The following is a 15,231-nucleotide window of genomic DNA, read 5'->3' on the forward strand; positions in this document are numbered from 1 at the left end:
CCTCTCAATTCAGTTGCTGCGCAACAAGAAGCAGGAGTGGGAGGAGTACCGCAGCGAGGTCACCGCCTTCGAGCTGAAGAACTTGCTGCCGGTGCTGTAGACGCAGGTCGGCGGCCTGGAAGGCGTTACGTGGGCGGGGTCGCCCGGTTCGGTGGGGGCGACCCGGCCCCGGTCGTGCTCGCGGGGCGTTGTGCTGTCCGGCCGCCGAGGCGAGGATGAGGGACTTCGAACGTCAGATGATCGGGGTCCATGGTGAGTCTGGCCGGACAGATATTGCCGCTCGCGGGTGTGGTCCTGGGCGCGGTGATGTCGTTCCTGGTGAGCAGCTTGAACGAGCGGACGAGATGGCGCAGACAGCAAGCCGTCCGCTGGGATGAACGTCGGCTGGCCGCCTACGCCGAGTACGCCCACGCCGTCAAGGAACTGGCGGCCCGCTATCAGATGATCGCCGCCGCACGCGGACTCGTCTCGGGTCCGGTGCCTCTGGAGCCGACTCCCGAAGTGCTGAAGGAGGTGGGTGAGCTGGAATCCCGGCGCTCCGCCTTGTCGGAAACGCTCGGGCTGCTCGGTGACACGGAGGCGAACACCGCGTCCAAGACGGTGGACCACTGCCTGTGGCGGCTGGAGCTCCTGGCCCGGGGCATCGCCACGGAGGTCGAACAGGACTGGGATCAGGCCTATCTGGACTTCCGGGAGGCCCGGAGCCGCTACGTCGCGCACGCCCGAGCCAGCCTCGGCGTGCCGGGGGCCGTGGCCCAGGACGTGGCCTGGCCGGCGGCATGGCGTCCTGCGACGGGGGCTTCGCCCTCGGAGTGACGCGCAGTCGACAGCAATGGCGGAGCGCCCGCGGGGTGTCGGGCAGTGTGCCGTTCCCGGTGCCGGGATCGTCCACGGGCTTCGCCGGGGTCATGCCGGGAGGAAGTCCGGCCACCAGGGTGGAACGTTCGCCGGGCACGACGGGGTGGGGTAGGAGTCCGGCATACCGAGCCACGTGACGAGGAACCAGGCGAACCACAGAGTGAAGACGAGCCCTGCGATCAGGGCCGCTCTGTGATGACGTTTCCCGAGGGTGTTGTTCAGGACCACCCACGGAACCGCAGTGGCGATCCATATGAGAGGCGCGAGAAACAGCAACGTCGAGCTGTTGGCCGCCGCGTTGGCGCCGATGTCACAAGAAGCCCATGCTCTTCCGATGGCGGTAATGGTCACCATCGCGGTCAGCCCACCGAACAGGACCCCCGAGCCGGCTCTTCCGAACCGGCGGGCCCCGGGGCTCGACGGCTCCGCTCCCACGATTTCCCCCGCCCCGTCGTAGATGTGCGGAGAGTACCAAGACTCCAAGGGAGCCCTCCGGGGCCCTTGGGCTGCTCTGGCACCGGTCGGTCGTTCCTGGGCTTTCGAAGCCGTCGCCGCCTTCGAGCCGAGGAACCTGCTGCCGGTGCTCTGGCCCCGCATTCCTTACCAGGGGACGGAGGCTTCCGCGAGCCCCGGCCCGCAGCGCTCCTCGCACCCCTGGACCAGCCGTGAACCGCTCTCGAACGACAGGCCGAAACGCTCGAACTGGCCCTGGGTTCAAGCCCGTTGGGGGACTGGTAGGAAAGTTTCCTGTTCGCTAGCATTCCCGGCGGTGGCTCGGCGCGGTGCCCTCCGTTCGACGCACCTCGGGGCATGACGCGCTCAGTGAGAGCTCTGGCCCGGCCACCACGACCCCCGTCCCCACGCGCCCGTACGCGGGCCGGGCGCGGGTCACCCGCACAGCTGCCCAGCTCTCGCCAACCCCCCACACAGGCCAGGAGTTCAGGGATGCAACCGAACGGTTCTGCTTTGCTCCGCCCGCCCGGGCGGCACCGCACGGTGGGCGTGGTCGTCGCCGCCGTACTCGTCCTCGTCGGCGGGCTGCTGCTCGCCTACCCCGAACGGGCCGGCGCCGCCGACCCCCTCATCTCCCGTGACCGCACCGCCACCTCCTCCTCCGACGAGACCTCCGACCTCGGGCCGCAGAACGCCTTCGACGGCGACCCGGCCACCCGCTGGGCGAGCGCCGAGGGCAAGGACCCGCAGTGGATCGCCGTCGACCTCGGCGACGGGGCCCAGGTCAGCCGGGTGAAGCTCGGCTGGGAGGACGCGTACGCCAAGGCGTACCGGATCGAGATCTCCGCCGACGGCTCCACCTGGACCAAGCTCGCCGAGGAGACCGCCGGTGACGGCGGCACCGACGACTGGGCCTCGCTCACCGGCAAGGGCCGCTACCTGCGCGTGTACGGCACCGCCCGCGCCACCTCCTACGGCTACTCGCTGTACGAGGTCGAGGTCTACGGCACCGCCGGCAGCCAGCCCCCGCAGACCGGCGGCTTCACCGTCGTCGCCGCCGGGGACATCGCCGCCCAGTGCACCGCCTCCGACAGCGGCTGCGCCCACCCCAAGACCGCCGCGCTCGCCCAGAAGCTGGACCCGAAGTTCTACCTGACCATGGGCGACAGCCAGTACGACGACGCCCGGATCGCCGACTTCCGCGCCTACTACGACAAGACCTGGGGCGCCTTCAAGGCCAAGACCCACCCGGTGCCCGGCAACCACGAGACCTACGACCCGGCCGGATCGCTCGCCGGCTACAAGGCGTACTTCGGCGACATCGCCTACCCCCAGGGCAAGACCTACTACAGCTTCGACGAGGGCAACTGGCACTTCATCGCCCTCGACTCCAACTCCTTCGACAAGACCGCCCAGATCGACTGGCTCAAGGCCGACCTCGCCAAGAACGCCAAGTCCTGCATCGCCGCCTACTGGCACCACCCGCTGTACTCCTCCGGCGGACACGGCAACGACCCCGTCAGCCGCCCCGTCTGGAAGCTGCTCTACGGCGCCAAGGCCGACCTCGTGCTCAACGGCCACGACCACCACTACGAGCGGTTCGCCCCGCAGAACCCGGACGGCAAGGCCGTCGCCGACGGCATCACCGAGATCGTCGGCGGAATGGGCGGCGCCGAGCCGTACCCCATCGAGGAGGTCCAGCCCAACAGCCAGAAGCGGATCAGCGGTGAGTACGGCGTCCTCAAGATGAACTTCGCCGACAACGGCTACAGCTGGACCTACGTCGGCACCGACGGCAAGGCCAAGGACACCAGCCCGAACTACACCTGCCACTGATGATGTACCTGGCGACCACAGGCCGCCGGGACCTGCCGGCCCCGCCCCGCACCGGCGGAGCGGGCCGGCACGTCCCCGGCACCGTCCTCGCGCTCGGCACGGTCAGCCTCGTCACCGACATCTCCTCGGAGATGGTCACCGCGGTGCTGCCGCTCTACCTGGTCCTCGGACTCGGTCTCTCACCCCTCCAATTCGGCTTCCTGGACGGGCTGTTCAACGGTGTCGCCGCCGTCGTGCGGCTCCTCGGCGGATACGCCGCCGACCACGGCCGCGGCCACAAACGGGTCGCCGGCCTCGGCTACGCCCTCTCCGCCCTCTCCCGGATCGGCCTGCTCCTCGCGGGCGGCGCCACCGCGGGCATCGCCGCCGCCCTCGCCACCGACCGGGTCGGCAAGGGCATCCGCACCGCGCCCCGGGACGCGCTGATCACCCTGAGCAGCCCGCCCGAGACCCTCGGCCGCTCCTTCGGCGTCCACCGCGCCATGGACACCACCGGCGCCCTGCTCGGCCCGCTCGCCGCCTTCGCCCTGCTCTGGGCGACCGCCGACGCCTACGACGCGGTGTTCGTCGTCAGCTTCTGCGTCGGGCTGCTCGGCGTGCTGCTCCTGGCCCTCTACGTCCCCGCCGACCGCCCCGCGCCCCGCCCGGAGCCTCGGCCCGCCGCCCGGACCCGGCGCGGACGCAAGGCCTTCGCGGCGCTCCGCGACCCCGCCTTCCGGCGCATCCTCGCGGCGGCCGCCCTGCTCGGCGCGGCCACCGTCGGCGACTCGTTCGTCTACCTCCTGCTCCAGCAGCGCCTCGACCTCCCGGTCGGCTGGTTCCCGCTGCTGCCGCTCGGCGCCGCCGCCTGCTACCTGCTGCTGGCCATACCGGCCGGCCGGATCGCCGACCGGGTCGGCCGACGGCTGCCGTTCCTCTACGGACACCTCGCGCTGCTCGGTGTGTACGCCGTCCTCCTCGCCCCCGCCGGCGGCCCGGCGCCGCTGCTCCTGGTGCCCGTCCTCGCCCTGCTCGGCGTCTTCTACGCCACCACCGACGGGGTCCTGATGGCGCTGGCCGGCCCCGTCCTGCCCGCCGACGGCCGGGCGGGCGGACTCGCCGTGCTCCAGACCGGCCAGGCCCTGGCCCGGATGCTCGCCGCCGCCGGATTCGGCGCCGCCTGGACGCTGTGGGGGCCCGGACCCGCGCTCCGGGCCGCCGCGTCGGTGCTGCTCGTCGCCCTCGTCGGCGGCTGGGCGCTGCTGCCGCGCACCCCCTCCGCCCCCGCCCCCGGCGGGTCGGAGGCCACCACCCCCGAGAGGCGGACCGCATGAGTGCCAGGTTCCCGACCACCGCGACCCCGCTGGGGCCCCGGGCGAGGATCGCCGTCGTGGCGGCCGCGGTGCTGCTCCTCGCGGGCGGTTCCCTCGGCTACGTACTCCACGCCCAGCAGCGGGCCCGGGGCGGACAGGACGGGGCGGACGCCTCGTTCACCCTCGCCGGGCCCGCGCTCTACTTCCGGGACGCCGACGGCGGACGCGTCGCCCACCAGCCGCTCACCGCCGCCCGCACCACCGGGACGCGCACCGCCGGAGGCCCCGTCTGCGACCGCTTCTACGCCGCCGGCGACGGGGCGCTCTGCCTGCGCGCCAAGCCCGGGGTGCTGCCGAGGACGTACGCCGTCGTCCTCGACCGGCAGTTGCGCGAGAAACGCCGGATCACCGTGCCCGGGGTACCCACCCGGGCCCGGGTCTCCGCCTCCGGACGGATGCTGTCCTGGACGGTGTTCGCCACCGGCGACTCGTACGCCACCACCGCCTTCTCCACCCGCACCGCCATCCTCGACCTGCGCACCGGCTACCTCGTCAAGTCCATCGAGAACATCCAGCTCACCCTCGACGGCGCCCGCTACCACGCCCCCGACGTCAACTACTGGGGCGTCACCTTCGCCCGCGACGACAACCGCTTCTACGCCACCGTCTCCACCAAGGGCCGCACCTACCTCGTCGAGGGGAACATGCGGGACTGGACGGCGAAGGCGCTGCGGGAGAACGTCGAATGCCCCTCCCTCTCGCCCGACAACACCCGGCTCGCCTTCAAGAAGAAGGTCTCCGACGACGCCTCCGCGCCCTGGCGGCTGTACGTGCTCGACCTGCGCACCCTGCGCGAGACCCCGCTCGCCGAACAGCGCGGCGTCGACGACCAGGCCGCCTGGCTGGACGACCGCACCCTCGCCTACGCCCTGCCCGGCACCGGCGGCCGCAAGAACGACATCTGGACCGTCCCCGCCGACGGAACGGGCACCCCCCGGCTCGCCGTGGAAGGAGGCTCGTCCCCCGTTGCGGTGACCGGCTGAACGGACCGGCGGAGCGGGGGCGCACGGACCGGCGCGCGGTGTAAGGTGACGCGTCCCCACCCGGGGGCCGACCAAGGAGGTGAGACCCATTACCGCTGTACCAGGCTGGGTGCTCACCGCCCGCGACCGCGCGACCGACCCGAGGTAGGGCCGTCCGGCGGAGCGCCCATCGGCTTCCCGAAAGGCTCCGCCATGTCGCTCGTCCCCGCTCCGCCCACCCGTTCCACCGTCGTCACCGCCCTGCGCTCCGCCGGCTGCGTATTCGCCGAGGACGAGGCCGATCTGATCCTCGCCGCCGCCGGTGACCCCGCCGCCCTCGCGGCCATGGTCGGCCGGCGGGTGGCCGGCCACCCGCTGGAACACGTCCTCGGCTGGGCCGAGTTCGACGGGCTGCGGATCACCGTCGGCCCCGGCGTCTTCGTACCCCGCCGCCGCACCGAGTTCCTGCTCCACCAGGCCGCCGCGCTGGCCCGGCCGGGGGCCGTCGTCGTCGACCTGTGCTGCGGCTCCGGCGCCCTGGGGGCCGCGCTCGCCGCCCGGACCGGCCCGGTCGAACTGCACGCCGCCGACGTCGAACCCGCCGCCGTGCGCTGCGCCCGCCGCAACGTCACCGGCACGGGCCGGGTGTACGAGGGCGACCTCTTCGAACCGCTCCCCGGCACCCTGCGCGGCCGGGTGGAGATCCTGCTCGCCAACGTGCCGTACGTGCCCACGGACGACGTCGGGCTGCTCCCGCCCGAGGCCCGCGTCCACGAACCCCGGGTGGCGCTCGACGGGGGACCGGACGGCCTCGACGTCCTGCGCCGGGTCGCCGCCGAGGCCCCGCACTGGCTGGCCCCGGGCGGCCATCTGCTCGTCGAGACCAGCGAACGGCAGGCGGCCCGCGCCGAGGAGACCCTCGCCCGGCACGGCCTGACCACCCGGGTGGCCGCCTCCGACGAGCTGTACGCCACCGTCGTCGTCGCGACCCGTGCCGGGGACATCCCTTAGGCTCGGGACCGCTGGACGGTGTGTGGGCGGCGGAGCGGGAGAGCACGTAATGACGACAGCGCCGGGGCGCAGGAGCAGCACGTTCACCCGATTGCTGCGGCACGGGTTCACCGACCCCTCCACCGCCGAGCGCCTGCTCGACCAGCCCGAGCTGTCCTCGGTCCGCGCCGACCCGGTGCTGCTCGAAGCGCTCGGCGCCACCGCCGACCCCGATCTGGCCCTGCACGGCCTGGTCCGGATCGTCGAGGCCGAGACGCCGGACGACCGGCAGATGCTGCTCGACACCCTGATCACCGCCAAGCCGCTCCGCGACCGTCTGCTCGGGGTGCTCGGCGCGTCCGAGGCGCTCGGCGACCACCTCGCCCGCCACCCCCGTGACTGGCAGGCCCTGGCCACGTACGAGGCCGCCGACCTGCACCCCGGCGTGGCCGAGTTCGAGGAGGGGCTCGCCGGGGCCGACGACCCCGACGCGCTGCGCGTCGCCTACCGCCGCTGCCTGCTGGCCATAGCCGCCCGCGACGTGTGCGGCACCACCGACGTCGCGGAGGCCGCCGCCGAACTGGCCGACCTGGCCACCGCGACGCTGCGGGCGGCGCTCGCCATCGCCCGTACGGCCGCGTCCGAGGACGCGGCCCGCTGCCGGCTCGCCGTCATCGCGATGGGCAAGTGCGGCGGCCACGAGCTGAACTACGTCTCCGACGTCGACGTCATCTTCGTCGCGGAGGCGGCCGACGGCTTCGAGGAGGGCGAGGCCGTACAGGCCGCCACCCGGCTGGCCGCCCACATGATGCGGATCTGCTCCGACACCACCGTCGAGGGCACCATCTGGCCGGTCGACGCCAACCTCCGCCCCGAGGGCCGCAACGGCCCCCTGGTGCGCACGCTCTCCTCGCACCTCGCGTACTACCAGCGCTGGGCCAAGACCTGGGAGTTCCAGGCGCTGCTCAAGGCCCGTCCGGTCGCCGGCGACCCGGAGCTCGGCGCGGAGTACGTCGAGGCCGTGTCGCCGCTGGTCTGGCAGGCCGCGGACCGGGAGAACTTCGTCCCCGACGTCCAGCGGATGCGCCGCCGGGTCGTCGACAACATCCCCGCCGACCGGGTCGACCGGGAACTCAAGCTCGGCCCCGGCGGGCTGCGGGACGTCGAGTTCGCCGTCCAGCTCCTCCAGCTGGTGCACGGCCGCAGCGACACCGGCCTGCGCAGCGGCACCACCCTGAAGGCGCTGGCCGCACTCGCCGAGGGCGGCTACGTCGGCCGGGTGGACGCCGCCCAGCTCGACGACGCCTACCGCTTCCTGCGCGCCATGGAGCACCGCATCCAGCTCCACCGGCTGCGCCGCACCCACCTCGTCCCGGAGGACGCCCCCGACCTGCGGCGGATCGGCCGCTCCCTCGGGATGCGCACCGACCCGATCACCGAGCTCAACCAGGCGTGGAAGCGGCACGCCTCGGTGGTGCGGCGGCTGCACGAGAAGCTCTTCTACCGGCCGCTGCTCGACGCCGTCGCCCAGCTCGCCCCCGGCGAGACCCGGCTCAGCGCGAAGGCCGCCGGGCACCGGCTCGAAGCCCTCGGCTACGCCGACCCGGCCGCCGCGCTGCGCCATCTGGAGGCGCTGTCGTCCGGGGTGTCCCGCAAGGCCGCCATCCAGCGCACGCTGCTGCCGGTGCTGCTCGGCTGGTTCGCGGACTCCGCCGACCCGGACGCCGGACTGCTCGGCTTCCGCAAGGTCTCCGACGCGCTGGGCAAGACCCCCTGGTACCTGCGGCTGCTGCGGGACGAGGGCGCTGCGGCGGAGAACCTGGCGCGGGTGCTGTCGGCCGGGCGGCTCGCCCCCGACCTGCTGCTGCGGGCCCCGGAGGCGGTGGCGCTCCTCGGCGACCCGCAGGGGCTGCGGCCGCGCACCCGGGAGCACCTGGAACAGGAGGTGCTGGCCGCGGTGGGGCGCGCGGAGGGGGCGGAGACCGCCGTGGCGGTGGTGCGCGGGGTGCGGCGGCGCGAGCTGTTCCGGACCACGGCCGCCGACCTGATCGGCTCGTACGGCACGGAGGAGAACCCGGCGGAGGAGGACCCCGGGGCGCTCGTCGACCGGGTGGGCGACGCGGTCACCGATCTCACCGCCGTCACCATCGCGGGCGCCCTGCGCGCCGCCGTCCGCGCCCAGTGGGGGGACACCCTGCCCACCCGGTTCGCGGTCATCGGCATGGGCCGGTTCGGCGGCCACGAGCTGGGCTACGGCTCCGACGCCGACGTGCTGTTCGTCCACGCGCCGCGCGAGGGCGTCGACGAGCAGGAGGCGGGCCGGGCGGCGAACGCGGTGGTCTCCGAGATGCGCAGACTGCTCCAACTGCCCACCGCCGACCCGCCGTTGATCATCGACGCGGATCTGCGCCCGGAGGGCAAGAACGGTCCGATGGTCCGTACCCTGCGGTCCTACGACGCCTACTACCGCCGGTGGTCGCTGGTCTGGGAGGCCCAGGCGCTGCTGCGCGCGGAGCCGGTCGCGGGCGACGCGGACCTGGGGCGCGGGTTCATCGATCTGATCGACCCGCTGCGGTACCCGATGGAGGGGCTGGGGGAGGACGCGGTCCGCGAGATCCGCCGGCTGAAGGCCCGGATGGAGTCCGAGCGGATGCCGCGCGGCGCCGACCCCACGCTCCACACCAAGCTGGGGCGTGGCGGGCTGAGCGACGTCGAGTGGACGGTCCAGCTGATGCAGATGCAGCACGGCTGGCGGCTGCCCGGGCTGCGCACCACCCGGACCCGCGAGGCCCTGGCGGCCGCCTGCGCGGCCGGTCTGATCCCGGGGGAGGAGGCCGCGACCCTCGACGAGGCGTGGGTGCTGGCCACCCGGGTGCGCAACGCGGTGATGCTGGTGCGCGGCCGCCCGGGCGACACCTTCCCGTCCGGCCCGCGCGAACTGACCGCGGTCGGCCGGTACCTGGGGTACGAGCCGGGCCATGTCGGGGACATGCTCGACGACTACCGGCGGATCACCCGGCGGGCCCGCGCGGTGGTGGAGGAGCGCTTCTACGGGGCGTGAGCGCCGGGGCGCGGACCGTGCCGGGGCGTGCCGCTACCGGGCCTGCGGCGGGGCCGCCGGTTCCGGGGCCGGCCGCCGCGTCCGGGCGGGCGCCGCCGAGGAGAGGCCGGCCAGTCGGGCCCGTCCGCCCGGCACCGGTACCCGCTTCGCGAGATGGTGCGGCAGCGATCCGTACCAGACGTACGACACCGCGTAGCCGAAGGCCAGGCAGGCCGTGCCGCCCAGCGCGTCCAGCCAGAAGTGGTTGGCGGTCGACACGATGACGGCCAGGGTGAGGGCCGGGTACAGCAGGGCCAGGATCCGCGCCCACGGCGCGGAGACCAGCGCGAACACCGTCAGCCCGCACCAGAGCGACCAGCCGATGTGCATCGAGGGCATCGCCGCGTACTGGTTCGACATGTTCTTGAAGTTGCCCGAGGCCATCGAACCCCAGGTGTGGTGGACCAGCACGGTGTCGACGAAGCGGCTGCCGGCCATCAGCCGGGGCGGTGCGAGCGGGTACAGGTAGTAGCCGAGCAGCGCCGCGCCCGTCGTCGCGAACAGGGTCAGCCGGGCCGCCGCGTAACGGCCGGGGTGGCGGTGGAACAGCCACACCAGTACGCAGACCGTGACGACGAAGTGCAGCGTCGCGTAGTAGTAGTTCATCGAGACGATCAGCCATGTCACGGAGTTCACCGCGTGGTTGACCGACTGTTCGACGGCGATGCCCAGATGCCGCTCGGCCGACCAGATCCGGTCGGCGTTGCGCAGGGCCTCGGCCCGCTGCTCCGGAACGGCGTTGCGGACCAGCGAGTACAGCCAGTAACTGGCCGCGACGAGCAGGATTTCGAACCAGACGCGCGGCCGACGGGGGGCACGGAGCCGGTGGAAGGGGCGGAGGGAACGGAAGGGGCGCGGGGAACGCCCCTCCGACCGGCCTTCCTGTGGCATCACGCTCAATTCACCCATAGGCATAGAGTCTGCCAGAAAACGCCTGTCCGCCCGACGATCCTCCGGCGGGTCAGGGGGTGTGCGGGGAAGTCGGGGCGCGCAGGAGAAGGCCCCCGTCCGCGAACTGCGGAACGGGGGCGCGCGTGCGATGCTGGGCGGGTCGGGTGCCGGTGCCGACGGCCCCGCGAGGGCCGTCAGACGGCGGTGGCCGGGGCGGGTCCCGGGCCCGCGGCCGTCGAGCCGCGCACGACCAGCTCGGGCATGAAGACGAACTCGCTGTGCGGGGCCGGGGTGCCGCCGACCTCCTCCAGCAGGGTGCGTACGGCGGCCTGGCCCATCGCCGTGACCGGCTGGCGGATCGTGGTCAGCGGCGGATCGGTGAACGCTATGAGCGGCGAGTCGTCGTAGCCGACCACCGACAGGTCGCGCGGCACCTCCAGCCCGGCCCGGCGGGCCGCCCGGATCGCGCCGAGCGCCATCATGTCGCTCGCGCACACCACCGCCGTGCAGCCCCGCTCGATCAGCGCCGAGGCCGCCGCCTGACCACCCTCCAGAGTGAACAGCGAATGCTGGATCAGCTCCTCCGCCGCGCCGGGGGCGAGGCCCAACTGCTCCTGCAGGGTGGCGCGGAAGCCCTCGATCTTGCGGAGCACCGGCACGAACCGCTTCGGGCCGACCGCCAGCCCGATCCGCTGGTGCCCCAGCGACACCAGGTGCGTCACCGCGAGCCGCATCGCCGCCCGGTCGTCCGGCGAGATGAACGGCGCCCGGACCTCCGGGGCGAAGCCGTTGACCAGGACGAAGGGAACACCCTTGGCCCGCAGTTGTTCGTAGCGCCGCATGTCCGCCGAGGTGTCGGCGTGCAGTCCGGAGACGAAGATGATGCCCGCCACGCCGCGGTCGACCAGCATCTCGGTCAACTCGTCCTCGGTGGAGCCGCCGGGCGTCTGGGTCGCCAGCACCGGGGTGTAGCCCTGGCGGGTCAGCGCCTGGCCGATCACCTGGGCCAGGGCGGGGAAGATCGGGTTCTCCAGCTCCGGCGTGATCAGGCCGACCAGACCGGCGCTGCGCCGGCGCAGTCGCACGGGGCGCTCGTAGCCGAGGACGTCGAGGGCGGCGAGAACGGATTCACGGGTGGCCGCTGCTACACCGGGCTTGCCGTTCAGTACGCGGCTGACCGTCGCTTCGCTGACCCCCGCCTGAGCTGCGATATCGGCAAGCCTTGCGGTCATGGGAGTGGACTGTACCGGGCGGGTGTCGGATTGCCCACCAGGGGCCGGAGCGGGGCGCCCGGCCGGGCTCGTACGGCGGTTCGGGTGAGGGATCCGGCAATGTCTTGCAAGGTCTTGCGGGCGGCTCCAGGGCTGCCGATCCGACGGTGCGCGCCGTGCGACTCCGGGGCGTGGCCCGCCGTTGCCAAGGTGTGACCTCTTCCGTCAAGAGGCTTGACGGCAACCGTGAGGACACGCGAATGTAACGATCGTTGGAGCTTGCAGAAATCTTCCGCAAACTCTTTCGGCGTTCTTTCATCCTTGTTACGTTCACGTCGACCCGGCGCCGCGACGGAGCGGTTCGGCAGTTGAAGGAGTTCAGATGCGACGTGGCATAACGGCCACCGCCCTGGTCGCGGCCCTGGCGTTCGCGGCGACCGCCTGCGGCAGCGACGACAAGGGGGGCACGAGCAACGGCTCGGGCGAGCTCTCCGGCACCGTGACGTGGTGGGACACGTCGAGCGTGGGCAGCGAGGACAAGGTCTTCAAGAAGATCGCCGAGGGCTTCACCAAGCAGCACCCGAAGGTCAAGGTCAAGTACGTCAACGTCCCCTTCGGCGAGGCGCAGAACAAGTTCAAGAACGCCGCGCAGGCCGGCTCCGGCGCCCCGGACGTCATCCGCTCCGAGGTCGCCTGGACGCCCGAGTTCGCCGACCTCGGCTACCTCGCCCCGCTCGACGGCACCCCCGCGCTGAAGAACGCGGACGACTTCCTGAAGCAGGCCGCCGCCTCCACCAAGTACAACGGCAAGACGTACGCGGTGCCGCAGGTCATCGACTCCATGGGCATCTTCTACAACAAGAAGATGTTCAAGGACGCCGGCGTCGAGCCGCCCGCGACCGTCAACGACCTCAAGACCGTCGCCAAGAAGATCAAGGACAAGACCGGCAAGACCGGCCTCTACCTGCGCGGCGACGACTCGTACTACTTCCTCTCCTTCCTGTACGGCGAGGGCGGCGACCTGGTCGACGCGGGTGCCAAGAAGATCACCGTCGACAACGCGGCGGGCGTCAAGGCGTTCGGCGTCGTGAAGGACCTCGTCGACTCCGGGGCGGCCAAGACCGACGCCACGGACGGCTGGGAGAACATGATGCAGTCGTTCAAGAACGGCGACGTCGCGATGATGATCAACGGCCCCTGGGCCGTGGCCGACACCCTGACCGGCAAGCAGTTCACCGACAAGGAGAACCTGGGCATCGCCCCGGTCCCGGCCGGCTCCGCCGCCCAGGGCGCCCCGCAGGGCGGCCACAACCTCGCCGTCTACGCCGGTTCCAAGAACCTCGACGCCTCCTACGCCTTCGTCGAGTACATGACCTCCGTCGAGTCCCAGGCGCAGGCCGCCGGCGAGCTGAACCTGCTGCCGACCCGCAACTCCGCGTACGCCAAGCAGCAGGCCGTGGACAGCGAGATCGTCCAGTTCTTCAAGCCGGTCGTCGAGACCGCCGTCGAGCGTCCCTGGATCCCGGAGACCGGCAGCCTCTTCGCCCCGCTGAACACCGAGTACACCAAGGTCCTCACCGGCCAGACCACGCCGGAGAAGGCCGCCAAGGCGACCGGCGACTCCTACCGCAAGCTCCTCAAGGACTGGAAGTAACCCAGGAAGGCAGGCCGGCTGATGGCTGTCCACACCAGCCAGTCGGTGGCGAAGGCCGCGGGCGACGACGTCGCCCGCGGCCGGAGCCGCGGTACTGGTAACCCCCCGCCGCCGAGCAGGCTCCGGCGGGCCCTTTCGGTCCACTGGTACGCCTGGACCATGGTGGCCCCGGTCGTCGTCGTGATCGGCGTGATCATCGGCTACCCCCTGGTCCGCGGTATCTGGCTGTCGCTGACCGACGCCAACGAACGCAACGTCGCCCGGTCCATCGGCGTCAACGAGATGCCCGCCACGTACAAGTTCGTCGGTCTGGACAACTACCGCGACGCCCTGACCGGCGGTCAGTTCCTCGGCACGCTCGGGTGGACGCTGGTGTGGACGGTCTCCTGCGTGGGCATCACCTTCTGCCTGGGCATGGCGCTCGCCAACATCCTCAACCGCAGGATCGCCGGCCGCTCCGCCTACCGGATGGCCCTCATCCTGCCCTGGGCCATCCCCGGCTTCGTCTCCGTCTTCGCCTGGCGCTTCCTCTACAACGAGGAGCGCGGCCTGCTCAACAAGATCCTCGGCGGTGCCGGCATCGACGGCATCCCGTGGCTGAACGACCCCACCTGGGCCAAGTTCTCCGTCATCGCCGTCAACGTCTGGCTCGGCGTCCCGTTCATCATGGTGGCCCTGCTGGGCGGTCTGCAGTCCATACCCACCGAGCAGTACGAGGCCGCCGAGATGGACGGCGCGACCGCGTGGCAGCGCTTCCGCCACGTCACCCTGCCCGGACTGCGCCCGGTCTCCGCCACGGTGACCCTGCTCTCCACCATCTGGACGTTCAACATGTTCCCGGTGATCTTCCTGCTGACCCGGGGAGGGCCGGGGGAGTCCACCCAGATCCTGGTGACCCAGGCGTACAAATTCTCCTTCGAGATCAGCCCGCGCGACTTCGCGCAGTCCTCCACCTGGGGCGTGCTGATCCTCGTCCTCCTGATGCTCTTCGCCGTGGTCTACCGGCGAGTGCTCCGCACGCAGGGAGACAACTGGTGACCACCGCCGCACCGACCACCACCACCGCACGGCGCCCCGCCCGCCGGCCCCGGCGGCGCGGGGAGCGCTCGCCGGTCGCCTCCGTGGCCCTGCACCTCACGCTGATCGCCGCGTCCGTCATCGCGGTCTTCCCCGTGCTCTGGGTCCTGCTGACCTCGCTGAAGCCGGCCCAGTACGCCACGACCACCGACTTCTTCAAAGAGACGACGTTCGAGAACTACACGAACCTGATCCGGGACACCGAGTTCCTGACCTGGTTCGGCAACTCCGTGGTCATCGCGGGTCTCACCACCGTCATCGGCGTCTTCGTCTCCGCGACCACCGGCTACGCGGTCAGCCGCTTCCGCTTCCCCGGCAAGCGCGGGCTGATGTGGACCCTGCTGATCACCCAGATGTTCCCGGTCGCCGTCCTCATCGTGCCGATCTACAACATCATGTCGAGCATCGGCCTGATCAACCAGCCCGCCGGGCTCGTCATCACCTACCTCACCATCTCGGTGCCGTTCTGCGCCTGGATGATGAAGGGCTTCTTCGACACCATCCCGCGCGAGATCGACGAGTCCGGCCAGGTCGACGGCCTCACCCCGTTCGGCACCTTCTGGCGGCTCATCCTGCCGCTCGCCAAGCCGGGACTCGCCGTCACCGCCTTCTACTCCTTCATCACCGCCTGGGGCGAGGTGGCGTACGCCTCGGCCTTCATGGTCGGCGACGAGAACCTGACGCTCGCCGGCGGACTGCAGAAGTTCGTCAACCAGTACGGGGCCCAGTGGGGCCCCATGACCGCGGCGTCCGTGCTGATCGCGATACCCGCGGCCCTGGTCTTCCTCTTCGCCCAGCGCCATCTGGTCACCGGCATGTCCGCCGGAGCCGTCAAGGGCTGAACCGA

At 71.9% G+C, this 15,231-nt stretch carries 12 protein-coding genes and 1 pseudogene; 10 read left to right on the forward strand and 3 right to left on the reverse strand.

The window, feature by feature from the left end; genetic code table 11:
• Nucleotides 1–16 precede the first annotated feature (16 nt).
• A pseudogene (locus ACIQGQ_RS14565) lies at nt 17–100 on the forward strand (glutamine synthetase); the annotation flags it as partial.
• 149 nt (nt 101–249) lie between these two features.
• On the forward strand, nt 250–816 hold the full coding sequence (locus ACIQGQ_RS14570; protein WP_402395110.1) for a hypothetical protein: 567 nt from the start codon (nt 250–252) through the stop codon (nt 814–816).
• A gap of 90 nt (nt 817–906) precedes the next feature.
• On the opposite strand, the gene ACIQGQ_RS14575 is transcribed toward ACIQGQ_RS14570, so the two are convergent.
• Nucleotides 907–1,212, reverse strand: a complete 306-nt coding sequence (locus tag ACIQGQ_RS14575; protein WP_402395113.1) for a hypothetical protein — start codon at nt 1,210–1,212, stop codon at nt 907–909.
• Between the two features lie 612 nt (nt 1,213–1,824).
• On the opposite strand from ACIQGQ_RS14575, the gene ACIQGQ_RS14580 reads away from it, so the two are divergent.
• The 5 genes from ACIQGQ_RS14580 (at nt 1,825) to ACIQGQ_RS14600 (ending at nt 9,512) form a co-directional block, all read left to right on the forward strand.
• Nucleotides 1,825–3,147, forward strand: a complete 1,323-nt coding sequence (locus ACIQGQ_RS14580) for a discoidin domain-containing protein (protein ID WP_402395116.1) — start codon at nt 1,825–1,827, stop codon at nt 3,145–3,147.
• Between the two features lie 2 nt (nt 3,148–3,149).
• Entirely contained in the window at nt 3,150–4,460 is a 1,311-nt protein-coding gene (locus tag ACIQGQ_RS14585; RefSeq protein WP_402396014.1) for an MFS transporter, read from the forward strand.
• Nucleotides 4,457–5,482: a TolB family protein gene (locus ACIQGQ_RS14590; protein WP_402395118.1), complete on the forward strand. Its 1,026-nt coding sequence runs from the start codon at nt 4,457–4,459 to the stop codon at nt 5,480–5,482. Before ACIQGQ_RS14585 ends, ACIQGQ_RS14590 begins: the two co-directional genes overlap by 4 nt.
• Nucleotides 5,483–5,674: 192 nt before the next feature.
• Nucleotides 5,675–6,472, forward strand: a complete 798-nt coding sequence (locus ACIQGQ_RS14595) for a putative protein N(5)-glutamine methyltransferase (RefSeq protein WP_402395119.1) — start codon at nt 5,675–5,677, stop codon at nt 6,470–6,472.
• A 49-nt stretch (nt 6,473–6,521) separates the two neighbouring features.
• Entirely contained in the window at nt 6,522–9,512 is a 2,991-nt protein-coding gene (locus tag ACIQGQ_RS14600; protein WP_402395122.1) for a bifunctional [glutamine synthetase] adenylyltransferase/[glutamine synthetase]-adenylyl-L-tyrosine phosphorylase, read from the forward strand.
• Nucleotides 9,513–9,545: 33 nt separating this feature from the next.
• Here the strand turns inward: ACIQGQ_RS14600 and ACIQGQ_RS14605 are convergent, their stop codons facing one another.
• Together ACIQGQ_RS14605 and ACIQGQ_RS14610 are read right to left on the reverse strand one after the other, a co-directional pair.
• Entirely contained in the window at nt 9,546–10,460 is a 915-nt protein-coding gene (locus ACIQGQ_RS14605; protein WP_402395124.1) for a phosphatase PAP2 family protein, read from the reverse strand.
• A 176-nt stretch (nt 10,461–10,636) separates the two neighbouring features.
• Nucleotides 10,637–11,674, reverse strand: coding sequence for a LacI family DNA-binding transcriptional regulator (locus ACIQGQ_RS14610; RefSeq protein WP_366297951.1), 1,038 nt, complete (start codon nt 11,672–11,674; stop codon nt 10,637–10,639).
• Between the two features lie 361 nt (nt 11,675–12,035).
• Between ACIQGQ_RS14610 and ACIQGQ_RS14615 the strand changes: the two genes are divergently transcribed.
• From ACIQGQ_RS14615 to ACIQGQ_RS14625, 3 genes are read left to right on the forward strand one after another with little or no spacing between them, the layout of a single operon-like run.
• Complete coding sequence (locus ACIQGQ_RS14615; protein ID WP_402395127.1) at nt 12,036–13,307, forward strand: extracellular solute-binding protein; 1,272 nt, start codon at nt 12,036–12,038, stop codon at nt 13,305–13,307.
• A 21-nt stretch (nt 13,308–13,328) separates the two neighbouring features.
• Complete coding sequence (locus ACIQGQ_RS14620; protein WP_402395129.1) at nt 13,329–14,345, forward strand: carbohydrate ABC transporter permease; 1,017 nt, start codon at nt 13,329–13,331, stop codon at nt 14,343–14,345.
• A complete protein-coding gene (locus tag ACIQGQ_RS14625) occupies nt 14,342–15,226 on the forward strand; it encodes a sugar ABC transporter permease (RefSeq protein WP_402395132.1) in 885 nt (294 codons plus the stop codon). The genes ACIQGQ_RS14620 and ACIQGQ_RS14625 overlap by 4 nt, the downstream gene beginning before the upstream one ends.
• Nucleotides 15,227–15,231 lie beyond the last annotated feature (5 nt).

The sequence above is a fragment of the Streptomyces sp. NPDC092952 genome, from assembly GCF_044754785.1.
Classification (GTDB): Bacteria; Actinomycetota; Actinomycetes; order Streptomycetales; family Streptomycetaceae; genus Streptomyces.